Consider the following 26734-nt stretch of genomic DNA (forward strand, 5'->3'; position numbering starts at 1 on the left):
CTATGGCAAAATCATATTTCATTACAGGCGGGGCCGGGTTCATAGGGCTCACGTTTACAAAGCTCATGCTGGAGGAAACGGATGCGCGCATTACCGTTCTAGATAAATTAACGTATGCCAGCCACCCGCAGGAAATCGAAAAACTAAAGGAAAACAGCCGGTTTCGGTTTGTAAAAGGGGATATCAGCATTCAGGAGGATATCGACCGGGCGTTTGACGAGACCTATGACGCCGTGATTCATTTCGCCGCGGAATCGCATGTAGACAGAAGCATCTCCCAAGCGGAGCCGTTTATCACAACGAATGTCATGGGCACATACCGTCTGGCTGAGGCAGTCTTACAAGGAAAAGCCAAAAAGCTGATTCATATTTCAACAGACGAGGTGTACGGGGATTTAGAAGCGAATGATCCCGCATTTACGGAAGCAACGCCGCTTTCTCCTAACAACCCTTATTCCGCGAGCAAAGCGAGCTCTGACCTTCTTGTTCTATCGTATGTGAAAACACACAAACTGCCGGCTATTATTACACGCTGCAGCAACAATTACGGCCCATATCAGCATAGTGAAAAAATGATCCCAACGATTATCCGCCATGCAAAACAAGGCTTGCCGGTTCCGCTCTACGGCGACGGGCTTCAGATCAGAGACTGGCTTTTTGCAGAGGACCATTGCCGCGCCATCAAGCTGATTTTAGAAAAAGGAACCGACGGTGAGGTGTATAATATCGGCGGCGGAAATGAACGCACGAATAAAGAGCTGGCGAGTATCATCATGAAACATTTGGGCTGTGAGGAATTGTTTGCTCACGTCGAAGACCGAAAAGGGCATGACCGGCGCTACGCGATCAATGCGTCAAAGCTGAAAAATGAGCTTGGCTGGCGGCAGGAAGTGCCGTTTGAAGAAGGCATTGCGCGCACGATTCGCTGGTATACAGACAATGACCGATGAGAAGGTGATCCGATTGACAAAGGTATTGGTAACCGGTGCGGGCGGACAGCTTGGCTTGGAGCTGTGCCGCCAGCTGAAGCAAGCCGGATATGAGGTCATTGCATTAACAAAGCAGATGATGAACATCGCCGATCAGCGTTCTGTACGGCATTCGTTCGGGCATTATCAGCCGGATATCGTGGTCAATACCGCCGCGTTTACGTCCGTCGACAAATGCGAGACGGAGCTGGATAAAGCATACTTGATCAACGGAGTTGGCGCTTATTACACTGCGCTGGAGTCATCCCGCATCGGAGCGCAATATGTTCATATCAGCACGGATTATGTATTTGACGGGAAGGGGACCCAGCCATACAGGGAAGACGGCCACCTTGACCCGAACACCATCTACGGTAAAAGCAAAAAACTCGGAGAAGAGCTGATCCAGTTAGCAAGAACCGACAGCACGATCATCAGAACATCGTGGGTGTATGGACAAAGCGGCAGCAATTTTGTTCATACGATGCTGAAGCTCGCAGAAACAAAACAAGAGCTGCGGGTTGTGAATGATCAAATCGGCTCGCCGACCTATACGAAGGATTTGGCGGAAGCGGTCATCAAGCTGTTCAGTCATCCGCCGGGCATCTACCATGTCAGCAATTCAGGCATATGCAGCTGGTATGAGTTCGCAAAGGCCATTATGGAAGAAAGCGGGCTGAACACAACGATTACGCCCGTGACGACAGAGGAATACGGGAATCCGACACCCCGGCCGGCTTACTCTGTGCTGAGCCACCGGGCCATTGAAGAAGCCGGCATACGCCCGCGCCATTGGCGGGAAGCTTTACGGGAATTTTTGCAGGAAAGGAGCAGTGCGCGTGATTGAAGGAGTCAAGGTTAAGAAACTGACAAAGCATTGTGATGACAGAGGTTTTTTTGCCGAACTGGTTCGCGATGATGAGAACCTTCTTGAGCATTTTGGGCAGGCGTCTTGGTCCAAAAGCTATCCGGGTGTGATTAAAGCGTTTCATTATCACGAGAAGCAGGATGATCTCTGGTTCTTCCCGACAGGCCACGCTCAGGTTGTCCTTTACGACCTGCGGGAGGATTCAGAAACAAAGGGAGAAACCGATGTCTATTATATGGGAGAAGACAACCCGATGCTGTTATTGATTCCAAAAGGCGTCGCTCACGGATACAGAGTGCTGGGCGAAACGCCGCTGACAATTATCTATTTTACGACAACCTCGTATAACCCTGATCAGCCCGATGAAAAAAGAATCCCATGGAATGATGAGACAATCGGTTTTAACTGGAATACCGAATTTAAATAAATCATAGAGCAGTTATCCATCGAAGATCATCAGGCATCTTCGACTTTTTTTGTCCTGTTTTGATATCAGGACAAAAGATAGAGATACAAGGCGCATATTTTACTAGATACGGATCAGAAATAGTCTATTAGAATCTTGTGTAAATAGGATGAATTTATTACATCATTCCAAGTGTTAATATTCCTTAAAAAACATTTACTTCCATGGAAAATGGTGATAGATTAACTTTTAAGAAAAAGAAATGGTAATTCGCGAGTTACGGTAAAACGCTTTTTCTGCAGAGGACGCTCTGGCCAAATTCCAACCGTGATTTGAGGAGGAAATGTCATGTTAAAAAGAAATTCATTTGTATCTTCATTTTTCATCAGTTCAGCTGTCCTGCTATCAATCTTGCTTCCTTCAGGCCAAGCGCATGCACAGTCTGCATCAATTGAGGCAAAAACCGTAAACAGTACAAAAGAATGGACGACTTCAGATATTGAAGTGACTTATAAACCAAACGCAGTGCTTTCTCTGGGAGCAGTCGAGTTTCAATTTCCTGACGGATTCCACGCGACAACAAGAGATTCTGTGAATGGAAGAACACTGAAAGAAACACAGATTTTAAACGATGGAAAAACGGTCAGGCTGCCGCTTACTCTTGATTTGTTAGGGGCGTCTGAATTCGATCTCGTCATGGTGCGCAAAACGCTTCCGCGTGCAGGCACATACACGATTAAAGGCGATGTGGTAAACGGTCTGGGAATCGGCAGTTTTTATGCTGAAACACAGCTGGTTATCGACCCTCGTTAATATCAATAGAAATGATCAGGGGCTGGTGTGATATCAGCCTCTTTTTTTGTATGGTTAAAAAACTGGTACGAATCTTGCATGTAGATAAGGGTGAACCCAATCAAGAAAGGAATTGATCTATTACAGTTTTTTAAAAGCGCTTACATTTTTCTGGAGATAAAAATATGATGAGGTGAAAAAACATGTCAGAAAAACAAATCACAAAGGATGAAGAAAAAGAAGCTCTCAATTTATTTCTGTCTACGCAAGCGATCATAAAGGAAGCCCTGCGGAAATTGGGCTATCCGAGCGGAATGTATGAGTTAATGAAAGAGCCGATGAGAATGCTCACTGTACGAATTCCGGTGAAAATGGATAACGGCAGTGTGAAAGTGTTTACAGGCTATCGTTCACAGCACAATGACGCGGTCGGCCCGACAAAAGGGGGCGTGCGTTTTCATCCCGAGGTGAATGAAGAGGAAGTGAAGGCGTTATCGATTTGGATGACGCTCAAATGCGGGATCACGAATTTGCCGTACGGCGGCGGAAAGGGCGGCATTATTTGTGATCCGCGGACGATGTCATTTGGAGAATTGGAACGGCTGAGCCGGGGGTATGTCCGCGCCATCAGCCAGTTAGTCGGCCCGACAAAGGATATTCCCGCTCCCGATGTATACACCAATTCGCAAATTATGGCGTGGATGATGGACGAATACAGCCGGCTTCGGGAATTCGATTCCCCGGGTTTTATCACAGGAAAACCGCTCGTTTTAGGCGGCTCACAGGGCCGGGAAACAGCAACCGCTCAAGGCGTAACCATTTGTATAGAAGAAGCGGTTAAGAAAAAAGGAATCAAGCTGCAAAACGCGCGCATCATCATACAGGGCTTTGGGAACGCCGGCAGTTTTCTGGCTAAATTTATGCATGATGCCGGCGCCAAGGTTATCGGTATTTCGGATGCCCACGGCGGTCTGTACAACCCGGATGGCCTCGATATTCCTTATTTGCTCGATAAGCGGGACAGTTTCGGAATGGTCACCAATTTATTTACAGATGTCATCACAAATGAAGAGCTGCTCGAACAAGAATGCGATATTTTAGTGCCGGCGGCTATTTCAAATCAAATCACAGCCAAAAACGCCCATAACATTAAGGCCTCAATTGTGGTCGAAGCGGCTAACGGGCCGACGACAATCGACGCGACAAAGATTTTGAATGAAAAAGGCGTACTCCTGGTGCCGGATATACTGGCGAGTGCCGGCGGCGTAACGGTTTCTTACTTTGAATGGGTTCAAAACAACCAAGGATATTATTGGGCAGAAGAAGAGGTTGCTGAAAAGCTGAGAAACGTGATGGTCAATTCATTTGAAACGATTTATCAGACCGCGGCCGCACACAAAGTCGATATGCGCTTGGCGGCTTACATGACGGGCATCAGAAAATCTGCAGAGGCGTCTCAATTCCGCGGATGGGTTTAGGGGGATAATCCCCCTTTCTCCTGCAAAATCATTTTGCATTTTTGTTTGCGTATGGCATGGAAATCGCAAATAGATTTTGCACGTTATATTCATAAAAGGGAAAATGTTTAGATTTCTGACAAAGTTCTCTGCGATTCTGCAAGTTTTTTTGTGAAAAGACGAAATATTGGTACGAATCTTGCTTTTATATTCGTATGAAGACACATTACATAACGAGGGGGATTACATATGACCGTTTCATATGCGCACGAACCATTCACTGATTTTAAGGAAGCAAAGAATAAAACAGCCTTTCAAGAATCACTGGCCTTTGTAAATACTCAGCTCGGCAAGCATTATCCGCTTGTCATTAATGGAGAAAAGATCGAAACGGATCGTAAAATTGCTTCGATTAATCCGGCCAATAAGGAAGAAGTGATCGGCTACGCCTCAACGGCTAATCAAGAGCTTGCTGAAAAAGCGATGCAATCAGCGTTACAGGCATTTGAATCGTGGAAAAAACAAAGACCGGAGCACCGTGCGAATATCCTTTTTAAAGCTGCGGCTATTTTGCGCAGAAGAAAGCATGAATTTTCAAGCTATCTTGTAAAGGAAGCGGGAAAACCGTGGAAGGAAGCAGATGCTGACACAGCGGAAGCAATAGACTTTTTAGAGTACTACGCGCGCCAAATCTTAAAACTGAAGGACGGGGCTCCGGTAAAGAGCCGGGCAGGCGAGTACAATCAATATCATTATGAAGCGCTTGGCGTCGGCATTGTCATTTCGCCATTTAATTTCCCGCTCGCCATTATGGCAGGGACTGCTGCAGCTGCGATTGTCACGGGGAATACGATCCTGTTGAAGCCGGCAGATGCTGCGCCAGTAGTGGCTGCTAAATTTGTCGAGGTGATGGAGGAAGCGGGTTTGCCAAACGGCGTTCTCAATTACATTCCGGGAGACGGAGCGGAAATTGGTGATTTCTTAGTAGAACACCCTAAAACAAGATTTGTATCATTTACAGGTTCCCGTGCGGTCGGCTGCCGGATTTACGAGCGTGCCGCAAAAGTGCAGCCGGGCCAAAAATGGCTGAAACGCGTGATTGCTGAAATGGGCGGGAAAGACACAGTGCTTGTCGACAAAGATGCCGATTTGGATCTTGCTGCCGCTTCTATTGTTTACTCCGCATTCGGGTACTCAGGGCAAAAATGTTCAGCGGGTTCCCGTGCAGTGATTCATCAGGATGTCTATGATGAAGTCGTAGAAAAAGCAGTTGCGCTGACCAAAACGCTGACAGTCGGAAGTCCGGAAGATCCTGATACGTATATGGGGCCTGTGATTCATGAAGCTTCCTACAATAAAGTCATGAGCTATATTGAAATCGGCAAGTCTGAAGGCAAGCTTTTGGCCGGCGGAGAAGGCGATGATTCAAAAGGCTACTTTATTCAGCCGACGGTCTTTGCAGATGTTGATGAACATGCGCGTCTCATGCAGGAAGAAATCTTCGGTCCGGTTGCTGCCATCTGCAAAGCGCGTGATTTCGACCATATGCTTGAGATTGCAAATAACACAGAATACGGACTGACAGGCGCTCTGCTGACGAAAAACCGTGTGCACATTGAACGGGCTCGCGAGGATTTTCATGTCGGAAACTTATACTTTAACAGAGGCTGTACCGGAGCTATTGTCGGCTATCAGCCATTCGGCGGGTTTAATATGTCCGGAACAGACTCAAAAGCAGGAGGTCCGGATTATTTAATTCTTCATATGCAGGCGAAAACAACGTCCGAAGCGTATTAATTGAGAAAACCGAAATAGTGCGATTGTTTTTAGATCGCACTATTTACATGTTTGGATGAGGGGGATGATGTATGCTCTATACAAAAATCAGTCACATGCCGCCGGCAGAACGGGTTGAGACACTGACAAAGTCTTTGGTCAGCCTCAGCAGTGTAAACGGCACCATCGGCGAAGGGACGAAAGCAGATTTTATCAAAGAAGTCATCATGAGCTATCCTTACTTTCAGGAACATCCTTGCCATGTATGGGAACAGGCTATTCCTAATGACCCGTACAACCGGAAAAATATTTTTGCGTTTGTGGAAGGCAGCGGGGAAAGCCGGAATACTGTCATTTATCACGCCCACTTGGATACGGTGGGAATTGAAGATTTCGGCCCGCTTAAGGATATCGCTTTTGATTCTGGAAAATTGGCTGAGTATTTCTCCAACTATGACTTTGATGAAGACGTTCAGCGGGACGCCAAGTCGGGTGAGTGGATGTTCGGCAGAGGCTCTGTCGACATGCAAAGCGGCATCGCGGTGCATTTGTCCAATCTCCTGCACTTTTCAGAGAACCCCAAAGCATTGCCGGGAAATCTATTATTTATGGCAAACCCGGATGAAGAAAGTCAGCATGCCGGTATTCTCGCCAGTATTTCTGAGCTGAACCGATTAAAAAAGGAAAAACAGATTCAGTATTTGGCTGCCATTAATACCGATTTTATTACGCCGCTGTACGATGGTGATTCAACCAGATATATTTATACCGGAGCCGCGGGAAAGCTGCTGCCTTGCTTTTATATATCCGGCCGGGAAGTGCATGTCGGAGACACGCTTGCTGGCATCGATCCAAATCTCATTTCTTCTGAAATCACAAGACGCATCCACAACAATATTCATTTAGCAGAAAAGATTGATGGCGAATTGGTTCTGCCCCCATCCTGCTTGTACCAGCGTGATAACAAAGAATCCTATAACGTCCAAACCGCCGTCAGCAGCTATTTGTATTTCAATTATTTTATCTATGAAAAAACAGCAAAGGAAGTCATGGACCAGCTTACCCAAGTCGCTGAGGAGGCGTGCCGGGACACAGAACAAAAATTATCAGATTATTATGAAGAATATCTGAAACGAACAAATCTTCCGAAGAGACATTTGTCTTGGGATATTCAAGTCTTCAGTTTGGATCAATACATGGAAAAGCTAAGAAGCCGCGGCGTCGATCCTGAGCAGTGTATAGAGCAAGCATTCAAAGCCAATGAGCACCTTGAACTGCGCATGAGATGTTTTCATGCAATTGAAGAACTCCAAAAGCTTGATCCCGATCAGGGCGCAAAAGTCATTCTGTTTTATGCTCCTCCTTATTTACCGCATAACTATTTAAAAGAAGAAAGCACAAGAGACCAGCTATTGCAGCATGTGATCAAAGAAGCGGTGGACAAAACCGCCGAAACGACAGGCGAAACCTTTGTTTTCAAAAAGTTTTTCCCTTACTTGGCAGACGGCAGCTTTTTATCGCTGCATGAAACCGATGACGAAATTGATTCCTTTATCAGAAACTTCCCGGGGTGGGAGATGATTGGAACCGTTCCGTTCAAAGACATACGGAAACTGAACATTCCTTCCATTAACATGGGTGTATACGGAAAAGACGGACATAAATGGACTGAAAGAGTATACAAGCCGTACACATTTCATGTATTACCGGATCTGATACAGCAGACCACTGTTCACCTTTTGCAAAGCTATCGGATGAATATCAGCACAAAAGAGCCGAAGGGAGAAGGATGATGCAGGATCATAAAAATGAATTGCAGCGCAGTATGAAAAGCCGGCATTTGTTTATGATTGCCTTGGGCGGCGTCATCGGCACCGGTCTGTTTTTAGGTTCCGGCTTTACGATCAGCCAGGCGGGTCCTCTCGGAGCCATTGTTGCCTATATGATTGGCGGATTTTTAATGTATCTGGTCATGCTTTGTTTAGGGGAGCTGGCTGTCGCCATGCCGGTGTCCGGATCGTTTCAAGCCTACGCCACAAAGTTTTTGGGGCCGTCGACAGGTTTTATGATCGGATGGCTGTATTGGTTCAGCTGGGCGAATACAGTCGGCTTGGAGCTAACATCAGCGGGCATTTTGATGCAAAGATGGCTGCCCTCCGTGCCGATCTGGATATGGTGTCTCGTTTTCGGTGTCATCATCTTTTTGATTAATGCGCTGTCTGTCCGAAGCTTTGCGGAAATGGAATTTTGGTTTTCGAGCATCAAAGTGACAGCGATCATATTATTTATCGTGATCGGCGGGTGCGCCGTGTTTGGCTTGATTGATTTTAAAGGCGGTCAGGAAACGCCTTTTCTATCTCATTTCATGACTGATAAAGGACTGTTTCCAAATGGCGTGCTGGCTGTTATGTTTACGCTGGTTATGGTCAATTTCTCATTTCAGGGGACAGAGCTGGTCGGAATTGCGGCAGGGGAGAGTGAAAGTCCGGAAAAGACACTGCCAAAGTCCATTCGAAATGTCATCTGGCGAACGCTGTTTTTCTTTGTGCTGGCTATGTTTGTCTTGGTTGCCATTCTTCCGTATGAAACGGCTGGGGTGATTGAGAGTCCGTTTGTAGCGGTGCTTGATCAAATCGGCATCCCATTTGCGGCTGATATGATGAACTTTGTCATATTAACGGCGATTTTATCTGTTGCCAATTCTGGTTTATATGCAGCCTCGCGTATGATGTGGTCGCTTTCAACTAACAAAATGGGCCCGGCCCTTTTAACGAGACTGACCAAAAAAGGGGTGCCGATCAATGCCCTGCTGATTACGATTGGGATTTCCGGCTGTTCGCTGCTGACTAGCGTCATGGCTGCAGAAACCGTGTATTTATGGTGTATATCAATCTCAGGCATGGTGACAGTTGTCGCGTGGATGTCCATTTGCGCCTCGCAATTTTTCTTTCGCAGGCGGTTCCTCGCTGAAGGCGGAAACGTGAACGACCTGGAATTCAGAACCCCTCTTTATCCGTTGGTGCCGATTCTAGGGTTTGTATTATACGGATGCGTATTGATAAGCCTTATATTCATCCCAGATCAAAGAATCGGCTTGTACTGCGGTGTACCAATCATTATTTTCTGCTATGCGTACTATCATCTGAGCGTCAAGAAACGCTTACAAAATGAACCGCTGAAAAAAGAGCAAACAGAAGCGCAATAGAAGAAGCTCTCCGGGAGACCGGAGAGCTTTTTTACGCGTTACGTCTGACAAGAAACACATAGGACAATATTGCGAGCACATCAAAGCCGAATATACTCAACGCCATCGGCCGCGCGTTTTCTTCCCCGGCAACACCGGCGAGCGCCGTTGATGGCAAACGGCATGCTGAACATCTGAGCCGACACACCGTATATGTTTTGCAGGACAAACGGCGAACCGGAAATATACGCAAACATGCCGATCCCGATATAGGCCTGGCTGAAAGCAAAACCCATAAACGCCCGGTCGCCAAGCAAGTGCCGACATGTGATCAGCTTTCAGGCAGTGATTCAGGCAATGCGGTCAGAACCGTGACAAAAATAAGACACCCGGTCCCTGCCAGCATGATAAACAAAGTTGACCAGTCAGTAAATTGAAGGATGAATCCTCCCGAAATCGGGCTAACTGTGAATAACCTTGATTCATCACCTGACCCGCCTTAACAAATGCATTACATAGCATATCCCAGGATATGTTTTTGTTTTATTTTAAATTTGAAACAAGAAATCCCTTATTCGTATTTGAATGCAAATAATAAAAAGAAAATTATTTTCGTTCGAATTGTAAATTGCAAATAAAGGATGCTAAACTATAATTCAACTTTATTTTAAGATTCCGGAAGAGGTGTTAAGGGAGAATGAACAGTAAACAAAACAATCACATCAAATCAAAACATCATTTTCCGCTATTTCTTGCGCTGGCTTTAACAATGGGCGTATTTGCGGCTGGATCGGAAGAGCTTGTCATTTCACCGCTGCTGCCTGATTTAGCAGATGCCTTCAACTCAGATGTCAGCGTGCTTGCGCTATCTATCAGTATATATGGGATCATGATCTTTATCGGTGCCCCGCTGCTGGTGCCTTTAGGGGATAAATACTCGAGAGAACTGAGTTTAATGCTGGGACTCGTGATCTTTATTATAGGAACCGTGATATGCGCTTTGGCGCAAAATATTTTTTTCTTCTTTTTAGGCCGTGCGCTTTCAGGGTTGGCGGCAGGTGCGTTTGTCCCGACCGCTTACGCAGTTGTCGGGGATCGTGTTCCGTATACATATCGGGGGAAAGTGATGGGTCTGATCGTATCAAGCTGGTCGCTTGCACTGATTTTCGGTGTGCCGATCGGATCATTTATAGGCGGCGTCTTACATTGGAGATGGACATTCTGGATTTTCGCCTTGATGGGTGCACTTGTTGTTTTGCTCTTCTTATTTGAAATGCGCCGCCATAACGATAATAAAAGCACCGTCCAGGAGGAAAAAGATGAGCCGGCGGGGACATTTCGAGACGCGCTTAAAGTGCCGCGTGTTCCCGTTTATATCATAATCACTTTGTGCAATATGATTGGTTTTTACGGTATGTATTCGTTTTTAGGCTCTTACCTACAGGACGTTTTTACCGGAGGCAATACGGCTGCCGGCTTATTTATTATGATTTATGGCATCGGGTTTTCCATGAGTGTCTTTACAGGTAAGATTGCCGACCGCATTGGAAAAATGCGCTCTCTGATCATTGCGCTGGCGGTCATCAGCGTTCTGCTGGCTTGTATCGCGTATGCGCCCGCATCAATGCCTCTGCTAATCATCAGTCTATTCATCTGGGGGTTAATGCAAAGCTTGACGGTGACGCTGCTCAGCACCATTTTGAGTGATTGCTCAGAGCGTCATCGCGGGAAAATTATGGCGTTTTACAGCCTTGCCTCAAATTTGGCTGTGACATTAGGTTCTGCTTTGATGGGACCTGTATATGTGGGATACGGTTATGCAGCTGTCGGAATGATTTGCGCCATCATTACAGTGCTCGGTTTTGTGCTCAGTGTATTCGCATATAAAAAGTACGGAAAGCATGAGCAGAAAGCAGATCATTCCTTATCCCAATAAACAAAGTTTCTAAATTCCTATAACAAAAAACCCTTTCTTAAGGGTTTTTCTGTTTGTATGGGAATAATTATCAGTATTTTCAAAAAATGTTGACAGTTCGATTTCCGCTGGATAAAATTTACTTAAAATTTAAAAGATTGGTTGGTGCTCATGATTATATTGGATAATAGCATTCAGACAAAAAACAAAGCTTATTCAATATCAAAACTGATTACAGTCAACACGCTCGGCCCAGAAGGGACAAGCAGTGAGTACGCAGCAAAACATTTCATCTCTAATTTTACTCTTCTCCAAGGGCTAAACAGTAAATTATCTTTGCATGATACATTTGAATCATGCATCGAAAGGACTCTTCAAAGCCCGCTGGAATACACCATCGTTCCACATGCTTATGACGGCATTAAACATTTCTACATGAGGCCGGATTTGCAGCTTTTGCAAATCTTCAGGTGCGATACACCGATGTACGGCCTGGCTGTCCGTCCTGATTTCACATTCAGCGACGACATGCTTGACACATCTATTATTGTTTCACACCCATCACCTATCAATTTAATTAAATATTTTACCCGGAAAGACGTCAGGTTCGAGCTGGTCAACTCAACCAGCGCCGCAGCAAAAAAAGTAAAAGAAGGTCTTTCTGACATTGCTTTAACCAATGAACTGGCAAGACAAAAATACGGGCTCAAGTTTGTTAAGACATTTAAAAGCATTCCTATGAGCTGGTCATTATTCGGAAAAGGAGACGTTGATTATGAAAACTGAACAAGATGTGAAGGAGATTTATTTCCCGACACCAAAATTAATAGAGTGGGAGAACGGAGTGAGACAGTATTCCACCGTCCGCGGCGATACTGAAGTGCTAATGTCTTACGTTCCGCCGCATACGAACGTTGAACCGCATCAGCACAAGGAAGTCCAAATCGGCATGGTCGTTTCAGGCGAGCTGTCCATGACTGTCGGAGACGTCACAAAAAAAATGACAGCCTTGGAATCGGCATATATTGCGCCGCCGCATGTGCCTCACGGAGCAAGAAATGAAACAGACCAAGAAGTCATTGCCATTGATATTAAACGGTATAAAGCTGATGAAACGTATACAAGTCCTGAAGACTACTTTTTGAATATTTTCAAAACGAGAGATTTATTGCCTGGCATGGAAGTCACGTTCTTTGTTGAGGATTGGATAGAAATTATGCTGGCCAAGATTCCTGGAAACGGCGGCGAAATGCCTTTCCATAAACATCGCAATGAACAAATCGGCATCTGCATCGGCGGCGGATATGATATGACCGTTGAAGGCTGCACAGTGGATATGACATTCGGCACCGCCTATTTCTGTGAACCTCGTGAAGACCACGGTGCCATCAACCGTTCTGAAAAAGAATCTCAATCCATTAACATCTTCTTTCCGCCGCGCTACAACAGAGCAAAAATGAAAAAGATAAAGGCGGATGAATCATAATGAACCTCATTGATAAAACCGTCCTCATAACAGGAGGCGCATCAGGCATCGGCTATGCCGCGGTTCAAGCTTTTTTGAACCAGCAGGCAAATGTGGTTGTGGCGGATATTGATGCAGCACAGGGAGAAGTAATGGTCCGGCAAGAAAATAATGACCGGCTGCACTTTGTGCAAACAGATATAACAGACGAAGCTGCCTGCCAGCACGCTGTTCAATCGGCAATCAATACATTCGGAGGATTAGATATTTTAATTAATAATGCGGGGATCGAAATCGTGGCGCCTATTCATGAGATGGAGCTGAGCGATTGGAATAAGGTGCTCCAAGTCAATCTGACGGGCATGTTTTTAATGAGCAAGCACGCACTCAAGCATATGCTGGCTGCCGGCAAGGGCAATATCATTAATACGTGCTCTGTCGGCGGAGTCGTGGCATGGCCTGATATCCCGGCATATAACGCCAGCAAAGGCGGCGTGTTGCAGCTGACAAGGTCAATGGCTGTTGATTACGCCAAACATCAAATCCGCGTTAATTGTGTATGTCCGGGGATTATTGATACGCCGTTAAATGAGAAATCCTTTATGGAAAATAATGAAGGCACACTTGAAGAAATCAAGAAAGAAAAGGCGAAGGTGAATCCGATGCTAAAACTCGGAAAACCTGAAGAAATAGCAAACGTTATGCTGTTTTTAGCCTCTGATTTATCAAGCTACATGACCGGAAGCGCCATCACCGCAGACGGAGGATATACCGCACAATAGAGAGAAGGAGTGTTTTACATATGGAGAGAAAAACAGTTTTGGTTATCGCTGATCTTGGAGGCTGCCCGCCGCATATGTTTTATCAAAGCGCTGCTGAAAAATATAACCTGGTCAGCTTTATTCCGAGACCATTTGCCATTACAGCTTCCCATGCGGCACTTATTGAAAAATACTCGGTCGCGGTCATAAAGGATAAAGATTATTTTCAGAGTATCACAGATTTCGAGCATCCCGATTCCATTTACTGGGCGCATGAGGATCATGACAAACCCGAAGAAGAGGTAGTCGAGCAAATCGTCAAGGTTGCCGAAATGTTTGGAGCGGAAGCCATCACAACAAACAATGAATTATTCATCGCTCCGATGGCGAAAGCCTGTAAACGTCTCGGCTTAAGAGGAGCGGGTGTGCAAGCTGCCGAAAATGCCAGAGATAAAAATAAAATGAGGGCAGCGTTTAATAAAGCCGGGGTCAAAACAATCAAAAACAAACGGGTCACAACCCTTGAAGATTTCCGCTCCGCGCTGAAAGAGATCGGCACGCCGCTCATCTTAAAACCGACATACTTGGCGAGTTCAATCGGCGTGACGCTGATTACGGACACCAAAACAGCAGAAGCCGAGTTTAACAGAGTGAATGACTACCTGAAATCCATTAATGTGCCGAAGGCGGTTACGTTTGAAGCCCCGTTTATTGCGGAGGAGTTTTTACAGGGTGAATACCCGGACTGGTATCAAACCGAGGGATACTCCGACTATATCAGCATAGAAGGGATCATGGCGGACGGAGAATATTTTCCAGTCGCGATTCATGACAAAACACCGCAAATCGGGTTTACGGAAACATCGCATATCACGCCGTCCATCTTGGATGATGAAGCGAAAAAGATCATTATTGAAGCGGCCAAAAAAGCAAATGAAGGGCTTGGGCTGGAAAACTGCGCGACACATACAGAAATCAAGTTAATGAAAAATAGAGAAGCCGGTTTAATAGAGTCTGCGGCCAGGTTCGCCGGATGGAATATGATTCCGAATATTAAAAAGGTCTTCGGCGTCGACATGGCGCAATTATTGCTGGATGTTCTCTGTTTCGGAAAAGACGCCGATCTTCCGGATGGATTGCTGGAGCAAGAACCTTGCTATATCGCCGACTGTCATTTGTACCCGGAGCATTTCAAACAAAACGGGCAGCTTCCTGAAGCGGCGGAGGATATGATCATTGAATCCATCAACATTCCGGATGGGCTGCTGAAAGGAGATACGGAACTTGTTTCTTTCTCGGCTGCGGCACCAGGTACGTCTGTTGATTTGCGCCTGTTTGAAGCCTTCAATTCCATTGCCGCATTTGAACTGAAAGGAAGCAATTCCCAGGATGTAGCCGATTCAATTAAACACATCCAGCAGCATGCAAAGCTTACTGCGAAGTATGTGCTGCCGGTATGAAACAGTTAAAGCCAAATTCTAAATACTTGCTTTACGGGCAGGCGCTTTCGTTTATGGGAGACTATTGTGTTCTCCCGGCCCTGCTCATTTTGTCTACATATTATCACGATTATTGGGTGACGTCAGGAGTCATTGCGGTCAGAAGCATTCCGATGGTGTTTCAGCCGTTTTTAGGGGTGCTCGTTGACCGATTGGACAGAATTAAAATTATGCTGTGGACGGATGTCATCAGGGGCATCATCTTTTTGGGGCTCACCTTTCTCCCAAAAGGCGAGTATCCGCTGGTTTTTCTGGCCCTGCTGTTTGTCTCTTACGGGAGCGGCGTATTTTTTAATCCGGCGCGTCTCGCGGTCATGTCTTCTCTGGAATCAGATATTAAAAATATCAATACCTTATTCGCTAAAGCCACGACCATTTCTATCATTGTCGGGGCGGCCGCCGGAGGGTTATTCCTGTTAGCCGGGTCTGTAGAGATGGCTGTTGCCTTTAACGGTGTGACATACCTGGTTTCAGCGTTTTTTATCAGGCGAATTAAGCTGCAATTTGTCCCGATTCAGTCTGAAAATATAAAAGAAGCCTTTCAGTCTTTTAAAGAAGGGCTGAAGGAAATCAAAACCAATTCATTCGTGTTAAACGCCATGTTTACGATGATTACGATGGCAATGCTTTGGGGGATCGTGTACAGCTATTTTCCGATTGTCAGCCGCTTTTTGGGTGACGGGGAGATCGGCAACTTTATCCTTACCTTCTGCATCGGCTTCGGCGGTTTCATCGGAGCTGCGCTTGTCAGCAAGTGGGGCTTTAACAACAATAAAGGCTTGATGTACTTTACCATTTTATCAATCGTCTCGCTGGCGCTGTTTTTATTCACGCCCATTTTTGCTGTATCTGTCATTGCTGCCATTCTCTTTTTCATCGCCATGGAATATGGGGAAGTGCTTGCAAAGGTTAAAGTTCAGGAAAACGCGGCGAACCAGATTCAAGGGCGTATTTTTTCGGTGGCTGAAGCGTCTATTGGCTTGTGCATTTCGATTGGTTCCATGCTTATCAACGTATTAGAGGCTCCTGTCATCATGGGGCTGATTGTTATCATGGTAAGCGGTTTGTTTTTGCATACGAAGCTGGTGAACAAGTCTTTTTTGGAACGGGATAAAAAAACTGAGCAAATTCACTTATAAGGAGTCTTTCAGATGGAAATAACACCGTCCGACGTCATCAAGACACTTCCAAGGCAAGAATTTTCTCTCGTTTTTCAAAAGGTAAAAGAAATGGAAAAAACGGGGGCGCAAGTCATTAATCTTGGACAGGGGAACCCTGACCTTCCTACTCCGCCGCATATCGTGCAGGCATTGCAGGAGGCGGCTGTGAACCCTTCTTTCCACGGGTATGGGCCATTCAGAGGCTATCCCTTTCTGAAGGAAGCGATTGCCGCTTTCTATAAAAGAGAATACGGAGTGACAATCAATCCTGAAACAGAAGTGGCGCTCTTTGGCGGGGGAAAAGCAGGCTTGTATGTTTTGACACAATGCCTGCTCAATCCGGGAGATATCGCTTTGGTCCCGAACCCGGGCTATCCTGAATACCTTTCGGGTATTACAATGGCAAGAGCAGAGCTGCACGAAATGCCGCTGCACGCAGAAAACGGCTATCTGCCTGACTTTGAGAAAATAGATTCCGCTGTGTTACAAAAAGCGAAGCTGATGTTTTTGAACTATCCGAATAACCCGACGGGAGCTGTGGCGGATGCGGCTTTTTATGCAAAAGCGGCCGCATTTGCAAAAGAGCACCAGATTCATTTGATCCATGACTTTGCGTACGGCGCATTTGAGTTTGATAAAAAACCGGCCAGCTTCCTGCAGGCGGAGGACTCAAAAACTGTGGGCGCGGAGCTTTATTCGTTTTCAAAAACATTTAACATGGCCGGCTGGAGAATGGCGTTTGCCGTCGGAAATGAAAAGATCATTCAAGCGGTCAATGAATTTCAGGATCACGTCTTTGTCGGCATGTTCGGCGGACTGCAGCAGGCGGCCAGTGCGGCGCTGTCAGGAGATCCGGAACAAACAGATCGCTTGAAACGCATCTATGCGGAACGGATTGACTTTTTTACGGAGCTTTGTGAAAAAGAACTGGGCTGGAAGATAGAAAAACCTAAAGGAACATTTTATGTATGGGCTGAAATTCCAAAAATGTTTGAGTCTTCTCATCAATTCTCTGACTACCTGCTGGAGCAGGCCCATGTTGTCGTAACGCCGGGCGAAATTTTCGGCAGCAACGGAAAACGTCATGTCAGAATATCAATGGTATCGAAGCAGGAGGATCTGCGGGAATTTGTCATGCGGATTCAAAAGCTGAACCTGCCGTTTGCCTCATTAGAAGAAGTATCCCGCTAAAAAGCGGGATTTTTTTATATGCTTTTCATGCTGCCGCCGTCAGCAGAAATTTGCTGCCCGGTGATATAGGAGGCTTCCTCGGAAGCGAGAAACGCGGCGAGCGCTGCGGTTTCTTCGGCTGATCCGACCCGTTTCATCGGGATGCCAGAAGCAATCTGTTCTACGGCTTCTTGTTTGGATATGCTGTTCTTTTCCATCACATTCTTCACAAATTGATGGTAACGGTCTGTAGCGATAAAACCAGGATTCAGGCAGTTGACAGTAATATTGTGAGGAGCAAGCTGAATGGAAATATTTTTACTGGCGTTAATTAAAGCGGCATTCATCATGCTGTTTGTAAACATATTGGCGCCGGGTTCTTTCCACAGATTTCCGACAATGTTGATGATTCTGCCAAACTCGTTTTGTTTCATCAGAGAGGCGGCACGCTTGATAGCGTCAATATAGGCAACGGTTTTCTGTGTGAACGTGGCCGTCATATCCTCTATATTACAGTTATCAAATGTGTCAGGCGCGCCGCCCGGGATATTGTTAATCAGAACATCAAGCCGTCCGCATTGAGATTCAATTTCTTTAAAAATCTCCTCTCTCGTTTGCTGGTCAGACATATCACCCGCAAGGACAATGACACTCGCTTCAGGATGCTTGGCCAAAATGTCTTCTTTGACAGGTTCAATATTGTCCAAGACTCGCGAATTGATGACGACGGTAAAATGCTGGTCTGCTAATTTCAGAGCAATTGCTTTTCCGATTCCTTGACTTGCTCCCATAATAAATGCGGTTCGTTTTGACAAATAACTGCACCCCTTTGAAAAAATTGGATTATTATCTACATCGTAAAAAAAAACGGAGAAAATAGCAAATTTTATTTAAATTCTGACAAATAGGAATCGAAAAACTCCCGCCAGCTGCGGCGGGAGGAGAAATTATACATATAGGAATTGAGGAAGTGTATCAAGCGAAAGGCGGTTGCCCACAAAGAACGAGCCAAATTCGCCGTAGCGCGCGCTGACTTCGTCAAAACGCATTTCATATACAAGCTTTTTGAATTGAAGCACATCATCACTGAACAGCGTAACGCCCCATTCGTAATCGTCAAAGCCGACTGAACCTGTGATGATCTGTTTCACTTTGCCAGCATAGCTGCGTCCGATTAAACCGTGGCTTCTCATCAAGTTTCTTCGTTCTTCCATAGAAAGCATGTACCAGTTGTCATTGCCGGATCTTCTTTTATCCATTGGATAGAAGCATACATATTTTGATTCCGGCAGTTCAGGGTAAAGGCGCGCACGTACATGCGGATTTTCATACGGGTCGCCGTCGCCGCTCGCCAAATAGTTGCTCAGTTCAACAACTGACACGTAGGAGTAAGCCGGAATGGTGAACTCAGCAAGTCTTGATTTGTTGAATTCAAGCTCAATTTCATTTAATTCTTCCATTGTAGGGCGAAGAATCATCAGCATAAAATCAGCTTTTTGGCCAACGATGCTGTAAAGGGTTTGCGAGCCTTTCCCTTCTTTTTGGGCGACTCCCCATTTTTCAAGCAATCCTGTAAATTCATGAATGATAGACTGGCGCTCATCACTTGACAGCAGCTTCCAGGAAGTCCAGTCCATTGTGCGGAAATCATGAAGCGCATACCAGCCGTCCAGCGTTTTTGCCGCTTCATTTGTCATTTGCTGTTCACTCATTTATCTTCACTCCTATTATCTTTTCGTTAATGCCTTCACTATATCATAGTTTATCCGATTCTACTGTGGAGAAACCTTGAACATCCGATTCGTATATCTCCTCAAAAATAAGAGAACATATAAGGAAAGAATCAGTTGCTTAAATTAGTTAGAAAAATAAGATTTTTTGATGAAAGCGCTATAATAAAAGTTGGCTGTTTGAATTTGACTGGAAGAAGAGTATGCTAGTAAAAGAAAGCGTTTTTGTAACTTTTTGAGGAGGGTTTATTGTGGCAGATTTATTTTCAACAGTGCAAGAAAAAGTAGCTGGAAAAGGCGTTAAAATTGTATTTCCTGAAGGCTTGGACGAACGTATTTTAGTTGCGGTCAGCAAGCTTGCAGAAAATAAAGTGCTGAATCCAATTGTGATCGGCAATGAAAATGAGATCCAAGCAAAAGCAAAAGAACTGAATGTGACGCTTGACGGCGTTGATATTTATGATCCTCATACATATGAAGGCATGGAAGATCTTGTACAGGCATTCGTAGAACGCCGCAAAGGCAAAGCAACAGAAGAACAGGCTCGAAAAGCGCTCTTAGACGAGAACTACTTCGGCACAATGCTTGTGTACAAAGGCCTTGCAGCGGGTCTTGTGAGCGGAGCGGCTCATTCAACTGCCGACACTGTCCGTCCGGCTCTTCAAATCATCAAAACAAAAGAAGGCGTGAAAAAGACTTCAGGCGTCTTCATCATGGCACGCGGCGATGAGCAGTACGTATTCGCAGATTGTGCGATCAACATTGCACCTGACAGCCAAGATCTTGCAGAAATCGCAATCGAAAGCGCCAATACGGCAAAAATGTTCGACATTGATCCTCGCGTAGCAATGCTCAGCTTCTCTACAAAAGGCTCAGCAAAATCTGATGAAACAGAAAAAGTAGCGGATGCTGTGAAAATCGCGAAAGAAAAAGCGCCTGAATTAACGCTTGACGGCGAATTCCAATTTGACGCTGCATTCGTTCCATCTGTAGCTGAGAAAAAAGCGCCGGATTCCGAGATCAAAGGAGACGCGAACGTATTCGTATTCCCAAGCTTGGAAGCAGGAAACATCGGCTACAAAATTGCTCAGCGTTTAGGCAACTTTGAAGCTGTAGGACCAATCCTGCAAGGCTTAAATATGCCTGTTAACGATCTTTCAAGAGGTTGTAACGCTGAAGATGTTTACAATCTTGCATTAATTACAGCGGCACAAGCACTGTAAGAAAAGCGATGGCAGCTCTCTCGCAGAGGGCTGCTTTTTTTGCGCCTTCTTTACCAGGACAGATGATATGAGTAAAATAAAGAAAACTGATCATCATTATAAATCTTATTCATGACAGGGGTGGGGCCTTTGTATTACGACGTGCTGAAAACCTTTATCGCGGTGGTGGAAGAAAAAAACTTCACAAAAGCAGCAGAAAAGCTGATGATTTCCCAGCCCAGCGTCAGTCTGCATATTAAAAATCTTGAAAAAGAATTTCAAACGGCTCTGCTGAATCGGTCGCCGAAGCATTTTACGACAACACCGACAGGGGACATTTTGTATCAAAGGGCAAAGCAAATGGTATTTCTCTACGAGCAGGCCAAGGCTGAAATTTACGCGCACCATCATTATGTAAAAGGTGAATTGAAAATAGCCGCCAGTTTTACAATCGGAGAGTATATTCTTCCGCCGCTTCTTGCCCAGCTGCAAAAGCTGTATCCTGAGCTGAATCTGGACGTCATGATTGGCAATACAAAGGAGGTAAGCGAACGTGTCCGAATGCTTCAGGCTGATATCGGGCTGATTGAAGGACATACGGACGAGAATGAACTGGAAATTGAACCGTTTATGGAGGATGAAATGTGCATCGCAGCGCCAAACCAGCATCCGCTTGCCGGAAAAAGAGACATTCCAATCAGCGATTTGCAAAATGAAGCGTGGGTGACAAGGGAAAAAGGCTCCGGCACAAGGGAATATCTCGATCATGTGCTCAGCACGAACGGACTGCGGCCGAAGTCGATGTTCACCATCAGCAGCAATCAAGGGGTAAAAGAAGCGGTGATCAGCGGCATGGGTTTATCGGTCTTATCAAGAAGCGTGCTGCATAAGGATTTGATCCACCGTGACATTTCAATTCTCCACATTAAAGATTTCTCATTAAAACGCAAGCTGTCTTACATTCATTCTCCTCTCATGGAGAATACAAAAAATAAAGAAATTTTCATTACGATGCTGAAAAGCAATTTTCAATCATCACGGGTGAAATGATATAATAGGTTTCGTTCATAAGCCTAACATGAAAGGGTTTTACATAGATGGCAAACCAACCGATTGATTTACTGATGCAGCCGACATGGAGAGTCATTGACCAATCCAGTCTCGGCCCTTTATTTGACGCGAAGCAATCCTTCGCTATGGACGATACGCTGTGCGCCTCTGTAGGAAAAGGCGTGTCGCCGGCGACAGCACGCTCTTGGGTTCACCACGACACGATTGTCCTCGGTATTCAGGATACGCGGCTCCCGTTTTTGCAGGACGGCATTGCCCTGCTGGAAAATGAGGGATACCGCGTCATCGTCCGCAATTCCGGCGGTCTTGCTGTTGTTTTGGATGAAGGCGTTTTAAATATTTCTCTCATATTCGAGGACCAAAAGAAGGGCATCGATATAGACAGAGGATACGAAGCAATGGTGGAACTGATGAAACGGATGCTTAAGCCGTACGGGGCAAAGATTGAAGCCTATGAAATTGAGGGCTCCTATTGTCCAGGCAGCTATGATCTCAGCATTGACGGCAAAAAGTTCGCCGGCATTTCTCAAAGACGTCTTCGCGGCGGTGCAGCCGTTCAAATTTATCTCTGTGCAGATAAAAGCGGCAGCGAGAGGGCAGATCTGATCAGACGATTCTATCAAGCCGCCCTGAAGGATAAACAGAACGACAAAAAAGGCGTCTACCCGGATATACGTCCGGAAACCATGGCATCGTTAAGTGAGCTTCTGCATACCGATATCTCCGTACAGGATTTAATGCTTGCTTTGCTTACGGAATTAAAAGCGTTAAGCACCCACCTCTACTCAGCCGGACTGTCCATTGACGAGGAATTGGAATTTGAGAAAAATCTTGTCCGGATGGCAGAACGGAATGAAAAGGTGTTTGGATGAACGTCTCTTGCATGTCAGCCGATACGGCTGGCATGCTTTTTTTCGCTATCATCTTGTCTTTAGATAAATCTTTCTTATAAACAGAAAACAATTACAGCAAAAAAAGCGATAAAATAACAGCAGCATCTGCATACAAAGGGGAGAGGCAAATGAAAGGGAATGTTTACAGCCTGTTTGTGCTGATCGCGGCTTTTTTCTGGGGAACAACCGGCACTGTTCAGGCGCTGGCTCCAGAAAGCGCCACTCCGCTGGCATTCGGAGCGGTCAGATTATTGGTAGGCGGCAGCGCCATGCTTCTTGTGGTCTGGATCAGCCGAGAGCTTCACGTGAAAAATTGGTCTTGGCCGCCCGTGTTTTTAGCAGCGATTTGTATGGCCTGTTATCAGCCGCTTTTTTTCACCGCCGTAAAAGAAACAGGGATTGCGGTTGGGACAGTGATTGCCATCGGCAGTGCGCCTATTATTGCCGGGAGCTTAGAGTGGGCCGTTTTGAAAAAACGTCCGCGAAATTCCTGGTGGATTGCAACTGTATTGGCTTTGGCGGGATGCTGGCTCCTGTTTTCAGACGGCTCCAATGTTCGGATTGATGTGTCAGGGGTTCTCATGGCGATTGGAGCAGGTGCATCTTTTGCGGGTTATACCTTGATCAGTAAATCAATGATGAAAACACAGCCGCCGAGAGCTACCTCAGCTGTTGTCTTTATGCTCAGCGCCATATTGCTGATGCCGCTATTGTGGCAGTCGGATCTCTCTTGGATGCTGACCCCAAAAGGATGGGGAACGAGCCTTTATATCGGGGTAATTGCGACATGCGCGGCCTACTTTTTGTTTGCAAAAGGGCTCACCGGCGTTCCGGCTTCGGCAGCGGTTACACTGTCCCTGGCTGAGCCGCTGACCGCCTCATTGCTGGGTGTGTTTTTCATAGGTGAAATGCTTTCTCTTTCCTCATGGCTCGGCATCGTGCTGATGATGTTAGGGCTTCTGGTCATTTCAGGGGCGCCTCGCAAGCAAAAGCCAGCTGAAGCGGCTCATGTGTCTTAATAGATTAGCATAAGCTTGGGCTCATTTTACAAGAATAACGGAGCCGCCGCAAAAACAGAAAATCCTCTTTTCTAAAAGGAAAAGGGGATTTTTTAATGGCAAAACCCCAAAACAGGACATCGTTTTGGGGTTTTTAAAAGCTATTCCGCCATTTTTTCTAAATTTCCGTTCCGGTCCATTTTGAAGGACGGAGAGGCATGTTCATCATCTTCAAATAAAACTAGTTTTCTGGCTCTATTCATGATTTTTACCAAGGTTTCATAATCTTCCTGGATCGTTTTTTGATCTTTTTCAAGTTTTTGAACTTCTGCTTCCAGCTGTTCTGTTTTGCTTTGTAATTCTTGATTTTCTTTCTTTAAACGCTCATTTTCCATTTTTAAAGCTGAGGATTGCTCATGATTGCCTTCGTAATTCTGCAGGAATCTGATGACATCATTCATCGTCATCTCAGGCGCAGACGTTTGAGGAGACAATAAGTGTGATAGACTAGCTAACTCTTCCTTAAAGCTGTCATCCACAAAAGGCATGTGCTCGCCTGACATCAAAGCCTGCTTCTCATTTTCGGCAGTCGGGGTTTCAGGTTTCACCTGCTCCTCCTGCACTGCAGTTTCTTGAATTGTTTCGGGATCAACCGCAGGAGGCTGATATAGCAGTCTTTTCTTCGCTGGCTGCCCGTTTCCGAGGGCTCTCATGCGCTGTTTCCGCTGCTTTTTTGCAAGCTGAAGCGCTTTTTCATATTGATGGCGCACTACAGCGTTCCATCTGAATCCGCAGGCTGCGGACGTCCGATTTAATTTATCGCCGACCTCTTCAAAGGCATTCAGCTGAGTGCTGCCTTCTCTTACATGCCGAAGCACAGTTTCGGCTAAAAGCAAATCATTTTCTTCTGACCAAGCGTCCTGGCGCTGTTTTGTCATTTATCTCAACTCCCATTTTTCTTTTCATGATATTAGAATGTCCAGATTGGAAAATATTTATACAAATTGGCTGGAAGAATAGGAGATACGGAGGCTGAAGCGGCTTGCAGGAACAGTCGAATCCTTGTACAATGAGGAGTGATGTGATTTTTTCGACAAAGCGATTTTAGGTTTAAAACATAGATGAACATAGAAATGAAGGGAAGCGTACGTCATGGCTAATGAATTTCGAGTGTGTGATGATTGCCAAGCCACTAATATCAAAACATTGCTGCCGCGTTTAAAAGAAGTAGACCCGGACGCAAAGGTTGAGGTAGGGTGCCAATCTTATTGCGGGCCCGGACGGAAAAAATCGTTTGCTTTTGTAAACAATCGCCCGCTGTCAGCTCCGACAGAGGATGAGCTGATTGACAAAGTGAAAAAGAAATTAAAAAAGTAAAAACATATTTTTTCATAGCCTCGGCCCTCTGGTCAGGCTTTTTTGCTTCACATCATGTGATTTTCGGAAAGATGGAACAAATCGCCGGACAAATTCAAGGATGTTTTCAAAGAATAGAGTCGATATAATAGAAACACGGCTAAAAAAAAGAGGGAATGACGATGGCGTATCCAAATGGAAAATTATCAGAAGAAAAAGTGTTTAAAGATCCGGTGCACCGCTATGTTCATGTACGGGACAAGCTGATATGGGATCTGATCGGAACCCGCGAATTTCAGCGTCTCCGCAGAATCAAGCAGCTCGGCACGACGTATTTGACGTTCCATGGCGCTGAGCACAGCCGGTTCAACCATTCTCTCGGTGTCTACGAAATTGTCAGGAGAATGGTTGATGATGTCTTTAAAGGCCGTCCTGAATGGGATGACAGTGAGCGCGAACTCTGCTTGTCCGCGGCGCTGCTTCATGATCTCGGGCACGGGCCGTTCTCGCATTCATTTGAAAAAGTCTTTCATCTTGACCACGAAGATTTTACAAGAGATATCATTTTGGGAGACACAGAGGTTAATCAGGTGCTCAGAAAGGTGAGCCCGCGTTTCCCGCAGGATGTTGCTGAAGTCATTGCCAAAACATATAAAAACAAACAAGTGGTCAGCCTGATTTCGAGTCAGATTGACGCGGACCGCATGGATTATCTGCAGCGCGACGCTTACTATACGGGCGTCAGCTACGGCCATTTTGACATGGAGCGGATTCTCCGGGTGATGCGCCCGCGTGAGGATCAAATCGTCATTAAACAAAGCGGAATGCACGCTGTAGAAGACTATATTATGAGCCGCTACCAAATGTACTGGCAGGTCTATTTCCACCCTGTGACGAGAAGTGCGGAGGTTATTTTAACGAAGATTCTCCACAGAGCGAAGCAGCTCCATGATGAAGGTTATGTGTTCACTCATGCTCCGGTTCATTTCTATTCTATTTTTGAAGGGAAACTGACGCTGGAGGATTATTTGAGGCTGGATGAATCTATTATTTTGTATTATTTCCAGGCATGGGAGGATGAAGAAGACCCGATTTTATCCGATTTGTGCCGCAGATTCATTAACCGCCAGCTGTTCCAATACGTTGAATTTAATCCGAATGAAGAGATGTCGGCATATTTTGAGCTGACCTCATTATTCAAAGAGGCTGGAATCGATCCGAGCTATTATTTGGTCGTGGATTCTTCTTCAGATCTGCCATACGATTTTTACCGTCCAGGAGAGGAAGAGGAGCGTTTGCCGATCCATCTCTTGACGCAAAACGGTCAAATCAAAGAGCTGTCCAGACAGTCGGCCATTGTGGAATCCATCTCCGGTAAGCGGCGGACGGACCACAAGCTGTACTATCCGAAGGACCTGATTTGTGACGGCTCTGAACACCCGGAAGCGAAAATGAAAATCCGGCAGCTGCTGGGACTGACATAGAAATTGGTAAAGAAGGAAAAAGGAGATGTCGGGAATTTGTTGAAAGAACATGCAAAACTGATGAAGGTGTTCTCGGATTCTGGAGAAATCATCGGGCGAAAGAAGCTGCAAAAAATGATTTATATTGCGAAGAAAATGCAGTTTCCTTTCTATGAGAAATATGATTTTCACTTTTACGGGCCGTATTCGGAGGAACTGACGCTCCAAATTGAAGAGCTGTGCAACCTTGGATTCCTGCATGAGGTAAAGGAAAAAAAGGGCGGCTACTTTCAATACCGTTATTCGCTGACAGAGACGGGCTCCGCGTTTTTAGACCACGCCGATCTTGATATGCCTGATATCAAGCACTATATTGACAGTGTAAACAACCGTTCATCACGGTTTTTAGAGTTGGTCTCCACGATTCTTTACTTTGACGGGCTTGAGGCTGAGGAAAAGAAAGAGAAGGTATTTACAATCAAAAGCAAGCAAAAGTATACCAATGAAGAATATGACGAAGCGCTTCAATACATAGAAGAGCTGAAGCAGATTTGTTAACCATATCAAGCAAAAGAAATGAATCGTTTCTTTTGCTTTTTT

The 26734-nt window shown here is 45.5% G+C and carries 26 protein-coding genes; 22 read left to right on the top strand and 4 right to left on the bottom strand.

Features of this window, described 5'->3' with window-relative positions; genetic code table 11:
* Positions 1-2 precede the first annotated feature (2 nt).
* The 8 genes from rfbB (at position 3) to ACQVGS_RS01960 (ending at position 9472) form a co-directional block, all read left to right on the top strand.
* Entirely contained in the window at positions 3-950 is a 948-nt protein-coding gene (rfbB, locus tag ACQVGS_RS01925; RefSeq protein WP_024123258.1) for a dTDP-glucose 4,6-dehydratase, read from the top strand.
* A gap of 13 nt (positions 951-963) precedes the next feature.
* The gene (gene rfbD / locus ACQVGS_RS01930) at positions 964-1815 is read left to right on the top strand and encodes a dTDP-4-dehydrorhamnose reductase (protein ID WP_095712760.1); all 852 of its coding nucleotides are present in this window, start codon (positions 964-966) and stop codon (positions 1813-1815) included.
* Positions 1808-2263 (top strand): dTDP-4-dehydrorhamnose 3,5-epimerase family protein, encoded by a 456-nt coding sequence (locus tag ACQVGS_RS01935; RefSeq protein WP_010332322.1) that lies wholly within the window; start codon positions 1808-1810, stop codon positions 2261-2263. The genes rfbD and ACQVGS_RS01935 overlap by 8 nt, the downstream gene beginning before the upstream one ends.
* A gap of 327 nt (positions 2264-2590) precedes the next feature.
* Positions 2591-3055: a biofilm surface layer hydrophobin BslB gene (gene bslB / locus ACQVGS_RS01940; protein ID WP_024123256.1), complete on the top strand. Its 465-nt coding sequence runs from the start codon at positions 2591-2593 to the stop codon at positions 3053-3055.
* 182 nt (positions 3056-3237) lie between these two features.
* Complete coding sequence (gene rocG / locus ACQVGS_RS01945; protein ID WP_024123255.1) at positions 3238-4512, top strand: glutamate dehydrogenase; 1275 nt, start codon at positions 3238-3240, stop codon at positions 4510-4512.
* Between the two features lie 228 nt (positions 4513-4740).
* Entirely contained in the window at positions 4741-6288 is a 1548-nt protein-coding gene (pruA, locus tag ACQVGS_RS01950; RefSeq protein WP_491830823.1) for an L-glutamate gamma-semialdehyde dehydrogenase, read from the top strand.
* 71 nt (positions 6289-6359) lie between these two features.
* The gene (locus ACQVGS_RS01955) at positions 6360-8060 is read left to right on the top strand and encodes a M20 family metallopeptidase (protein WP_106019747.1); all 1701 of its coding nucleotides are present in this window, start codon (positions 6360-6362) and stop codon (positions 8058-8060) included.
* A complete protein-coding gene (locus tag ACQVGS_RS01960; protein ID WP_127696370.1) occupies positions 8060-9472 on the top strand; it encodes an amino acid permease in 1413 nt (470 codons plus the stop codon). Before ACQVGS_RS01955 ends, ACQVGS_RS01960 begins: the two co-directional genes overlap by 1 nt.
* Positions 9473-9503: 31 nt before the next feature.
* Here ACQVGS_RS01960 and ACQVGS_RS01965 read toward each other — a convergent pair whose 3' ends face one another.
* Positions 9504-9629 (bottom strand): hypothetical protein, encoded by a 126-nt coding sequence (locus ACQVGS_RS01965; protein WP_262927562.1) that lies wholly within the window; start codon positions 9627-9629, stop codon positions 9504-9506.
* 519 nt (positions 9630-10148) lie between these two features.
* Here ACQVGS_RS01965 and ACQVGS_RS01970 point away from each other — a divergent pair.
* From ACQVGS_RS01970 to bacF, 7 genes are all read left to right on the top strand, one after another.
* The gene (locus ACQVGS_RS01970; protein WP_326374004.1) at positions 10149-11387 is read left to right on the top strand and encodes an MFS transporter; all 1239 of its coding nucleotides are present in this window, start codon (positions 10149-10151) and stop codon (positions 11385-11387) included.
* 150 nt (positions 11388-11537) lie between these two features.
* Entirely contained in the window at positions 11538-12152 is a 615-nt protein-coding gene (bacA, locus tag ACQVGS_RS01975) for a prephenate decarboxylase (RefSeq protein WP_095712765.1), read from the top strand.
* Complete coding sequence (bacB, locus tag ACQVGS_RS01980; protein WP_106019744.1) at positions 12142-12852, top strand: 3-((4R)-4-hydroxycyclohexa-1,5-dien-1-yl)-2-oxopropanoate isomerase; 711 nt, start codon at positions 12142-12144, stop codon at positions 12850-12852. Before bacA ends, bacB begins: the two co-directional genes overlap by 11 nt.
* Complete coding sequence (gene bacC, locus ACQVGS_RS01985) at positions 12852-13613, top strand: dihydroanticapsin 7-dehydrogenase (RefSeq protein ID WP_024123246.1); 762 nt, start codon at positions 12852-12854, stop codon at positions 13611-13613. The genes bacB and bacC overlap by 1 nt, the downstream gene beginning before the upstream one ends.
* Before the next feature lie 20 nt (positions 13614-13633).
* Positions 13634-15052, top strand: a complete 1419-nt coding sequence (gene bacD, locus ACQVGS_RS01990) for an alanine--anticapsin ligase (protein ID WP_095712776.1) — start codon at positions 13634-13636, stop codon at positions 15050-15052.
* The gene (gene bacE, locus ACQVGS_RS01995) at positions 15049-16230 is read left to right on the top strand and encodes a bacilysin exporter BacE (RefSeq protein ID WP_024123244.1); all 1182 of its coding nucleotides are present in this window, start codon (positions 15049-15051) and stop codon (positions 16228-16230) included. Before bacD ends, bacE begins: the two co-directional genes overlap by 4 nt.
* Positions 16231-16242: 12 nt before the next feature.
* On the top strand, positions 16243-17442 hold the full coding sequence (gene bacF / locus ACQVGS_RS02000) for a transaminase BacF (protein ID WP_263463460.1): 1200 nt from the start codon (positions 16243-16245) through the stop codon (positions 17440-17442).
* 14 nt (positions 17443-17456) lie between these two features.
* On the opposite strand, the gene bacG is transcribed toward bacF, so the two are convergent.
* Both bacG and hemQ read right to left on the bottom strand, forming a co-directional pair.
* Positions 17457-18236, bottom strand: coding sequence for an NADPH-dependent reductase BacG (gene bacG, locus ACQVGS_RS02005; protein ID WP_105954423.1), 780 nt, complete (start codon positions 18234-18236; stop codon positions 17457-17459).
* 132 nt (positions 18237-18368) lie between these two features.
* Positions 18369-19133: a hydrogen peroxide-dependent heme synthase gene (hemQ, locus tag ACQVGS_RS02010; RefSeq protein ID WP_003235942.1), complete on the bottom strand. Its 765-nt coding sequence runs from the start codon at positions 19131-19133 to the stop codon at positions 18369-18371.
* A 269-nt stretch (positions 19134-19402) separates the two neighbouring features.
* Here hemQ and pta point away from each other — a divergent pair, with 269 nt between their 5' ends.
* From pta to ACQVGS_RS02030, 4 genes are all read left to right on the top strand, one after another.
* The gene (pta, locus tag ACQVGS_RS02015) at positions 19403-20374 is read left to right on the top strand and encodes a phosphate acetyltransferase (protein ID WP_095712778.1); all 972 of its coding nucleotides are present in this window, start codon (positions 19403-19405) and stop codon (positions 20372-20374) included.
* A gap of 129 nt (positions 20375-20503) precedes the next feature.
* Positions 20504-21403 (top strand): cysJI operon transcriptional regulator CysL, encoded by a 900-nt coding sequence (cysL, locus tag ACQVGS_RS02020; protein WP_188323357.1) that lies wholly within the window; start codon positions 20504-20506, stop codon positions 21401-21403.
* A 47-nt stretch (positions 21404-21450) separates the two neighbouring features.
* A complete protein-coding gene (lipL, locus tag ACQVGS_RS02025; RefSeq protein ID WP_024123239.1) occupies positions 21451-22296 on the top strand; it encodes an octanoyl-[GcvH]:protein N-octanoyltransferase in 846 nt (281 codons plus the stop codon).
* Positions 22297-22445: 149 nt separating this feature from the next.
* Positions 22446-23336, top strand: a complete 891-nt coding sequence (locus ACQVGS_RS02030; protein ID WP_095712780.1) for a carboxylate/amino acid/amine transporter — start codon at positions 22446-22448, stop codon at positions 23334-23336.
* A gap of 140 nt (positions 23337-23476) precedes the next feature.
* On the opposite strand, the gene ACQVGS_RS02035 is transcribed toward ACQVGS_RS02030, so the two are convergent.
* Positions 23477-24253: an RsfA family transcriptional regulator gene (locus tag ACQVGS_RS02035; RefSeq protein ID WP_024123236.1), complete on the bottom strand. Its 777-nt coding sequence runs from the start codon at positions 24251-24253 to the stop codon at positions 23477-23479.
* Between the two features lie 214 nt (positions 24254-24467).
* On the opposite strand from ACQVGS_RS02035, the gene ACQVGS_RS02040 reads away from it, so the two are divergent.
* The 3 genes from ACQVGS_RS02040 to ACQVGS_RS02050 all read left to right on the top strand — a co-directional run bounded on the left by ACQVGS_RS02040 (position 24468) and on the right by ACQVGS_RS02050 (position 26692).
* Entirely contained in the window at positions 24468-24692 is a 225-nt protein-coding gene (locus ACQVGS_RS02040; RefSeq protein WP_024123235.1) for a YuzB family protein, read from the top strand.
* A 161-nt stretch (positions 24693-24853) separates the two neighbouring features.
* Complete coding sequence (locus ACQVGS_RS02045) at positions 24854-26155, top strand: HD domain-containing protein (RefSeq protein WP_059335166.1); 1302 nt, start codon at positions 24854-24856, stop codon at positions 26153-26155.
* A 36-nt stretch (positions 26156-26191) separates the two neighbouring features.
* Positions 26192-26692, top strand: coding sequence for a YwgA family protein (locus ACQVGS_RS02050; RefSeq protein ID WP_024123233.1), 501 nt, complete (start codon positions 26192-26194; stop codon positions 26690-26692).
* Positions 26693-26734: the final 42 nt, after the last annotated feature.

Source organism: Bacillus sp. SD127 (genome assembly GCF_058566445.1).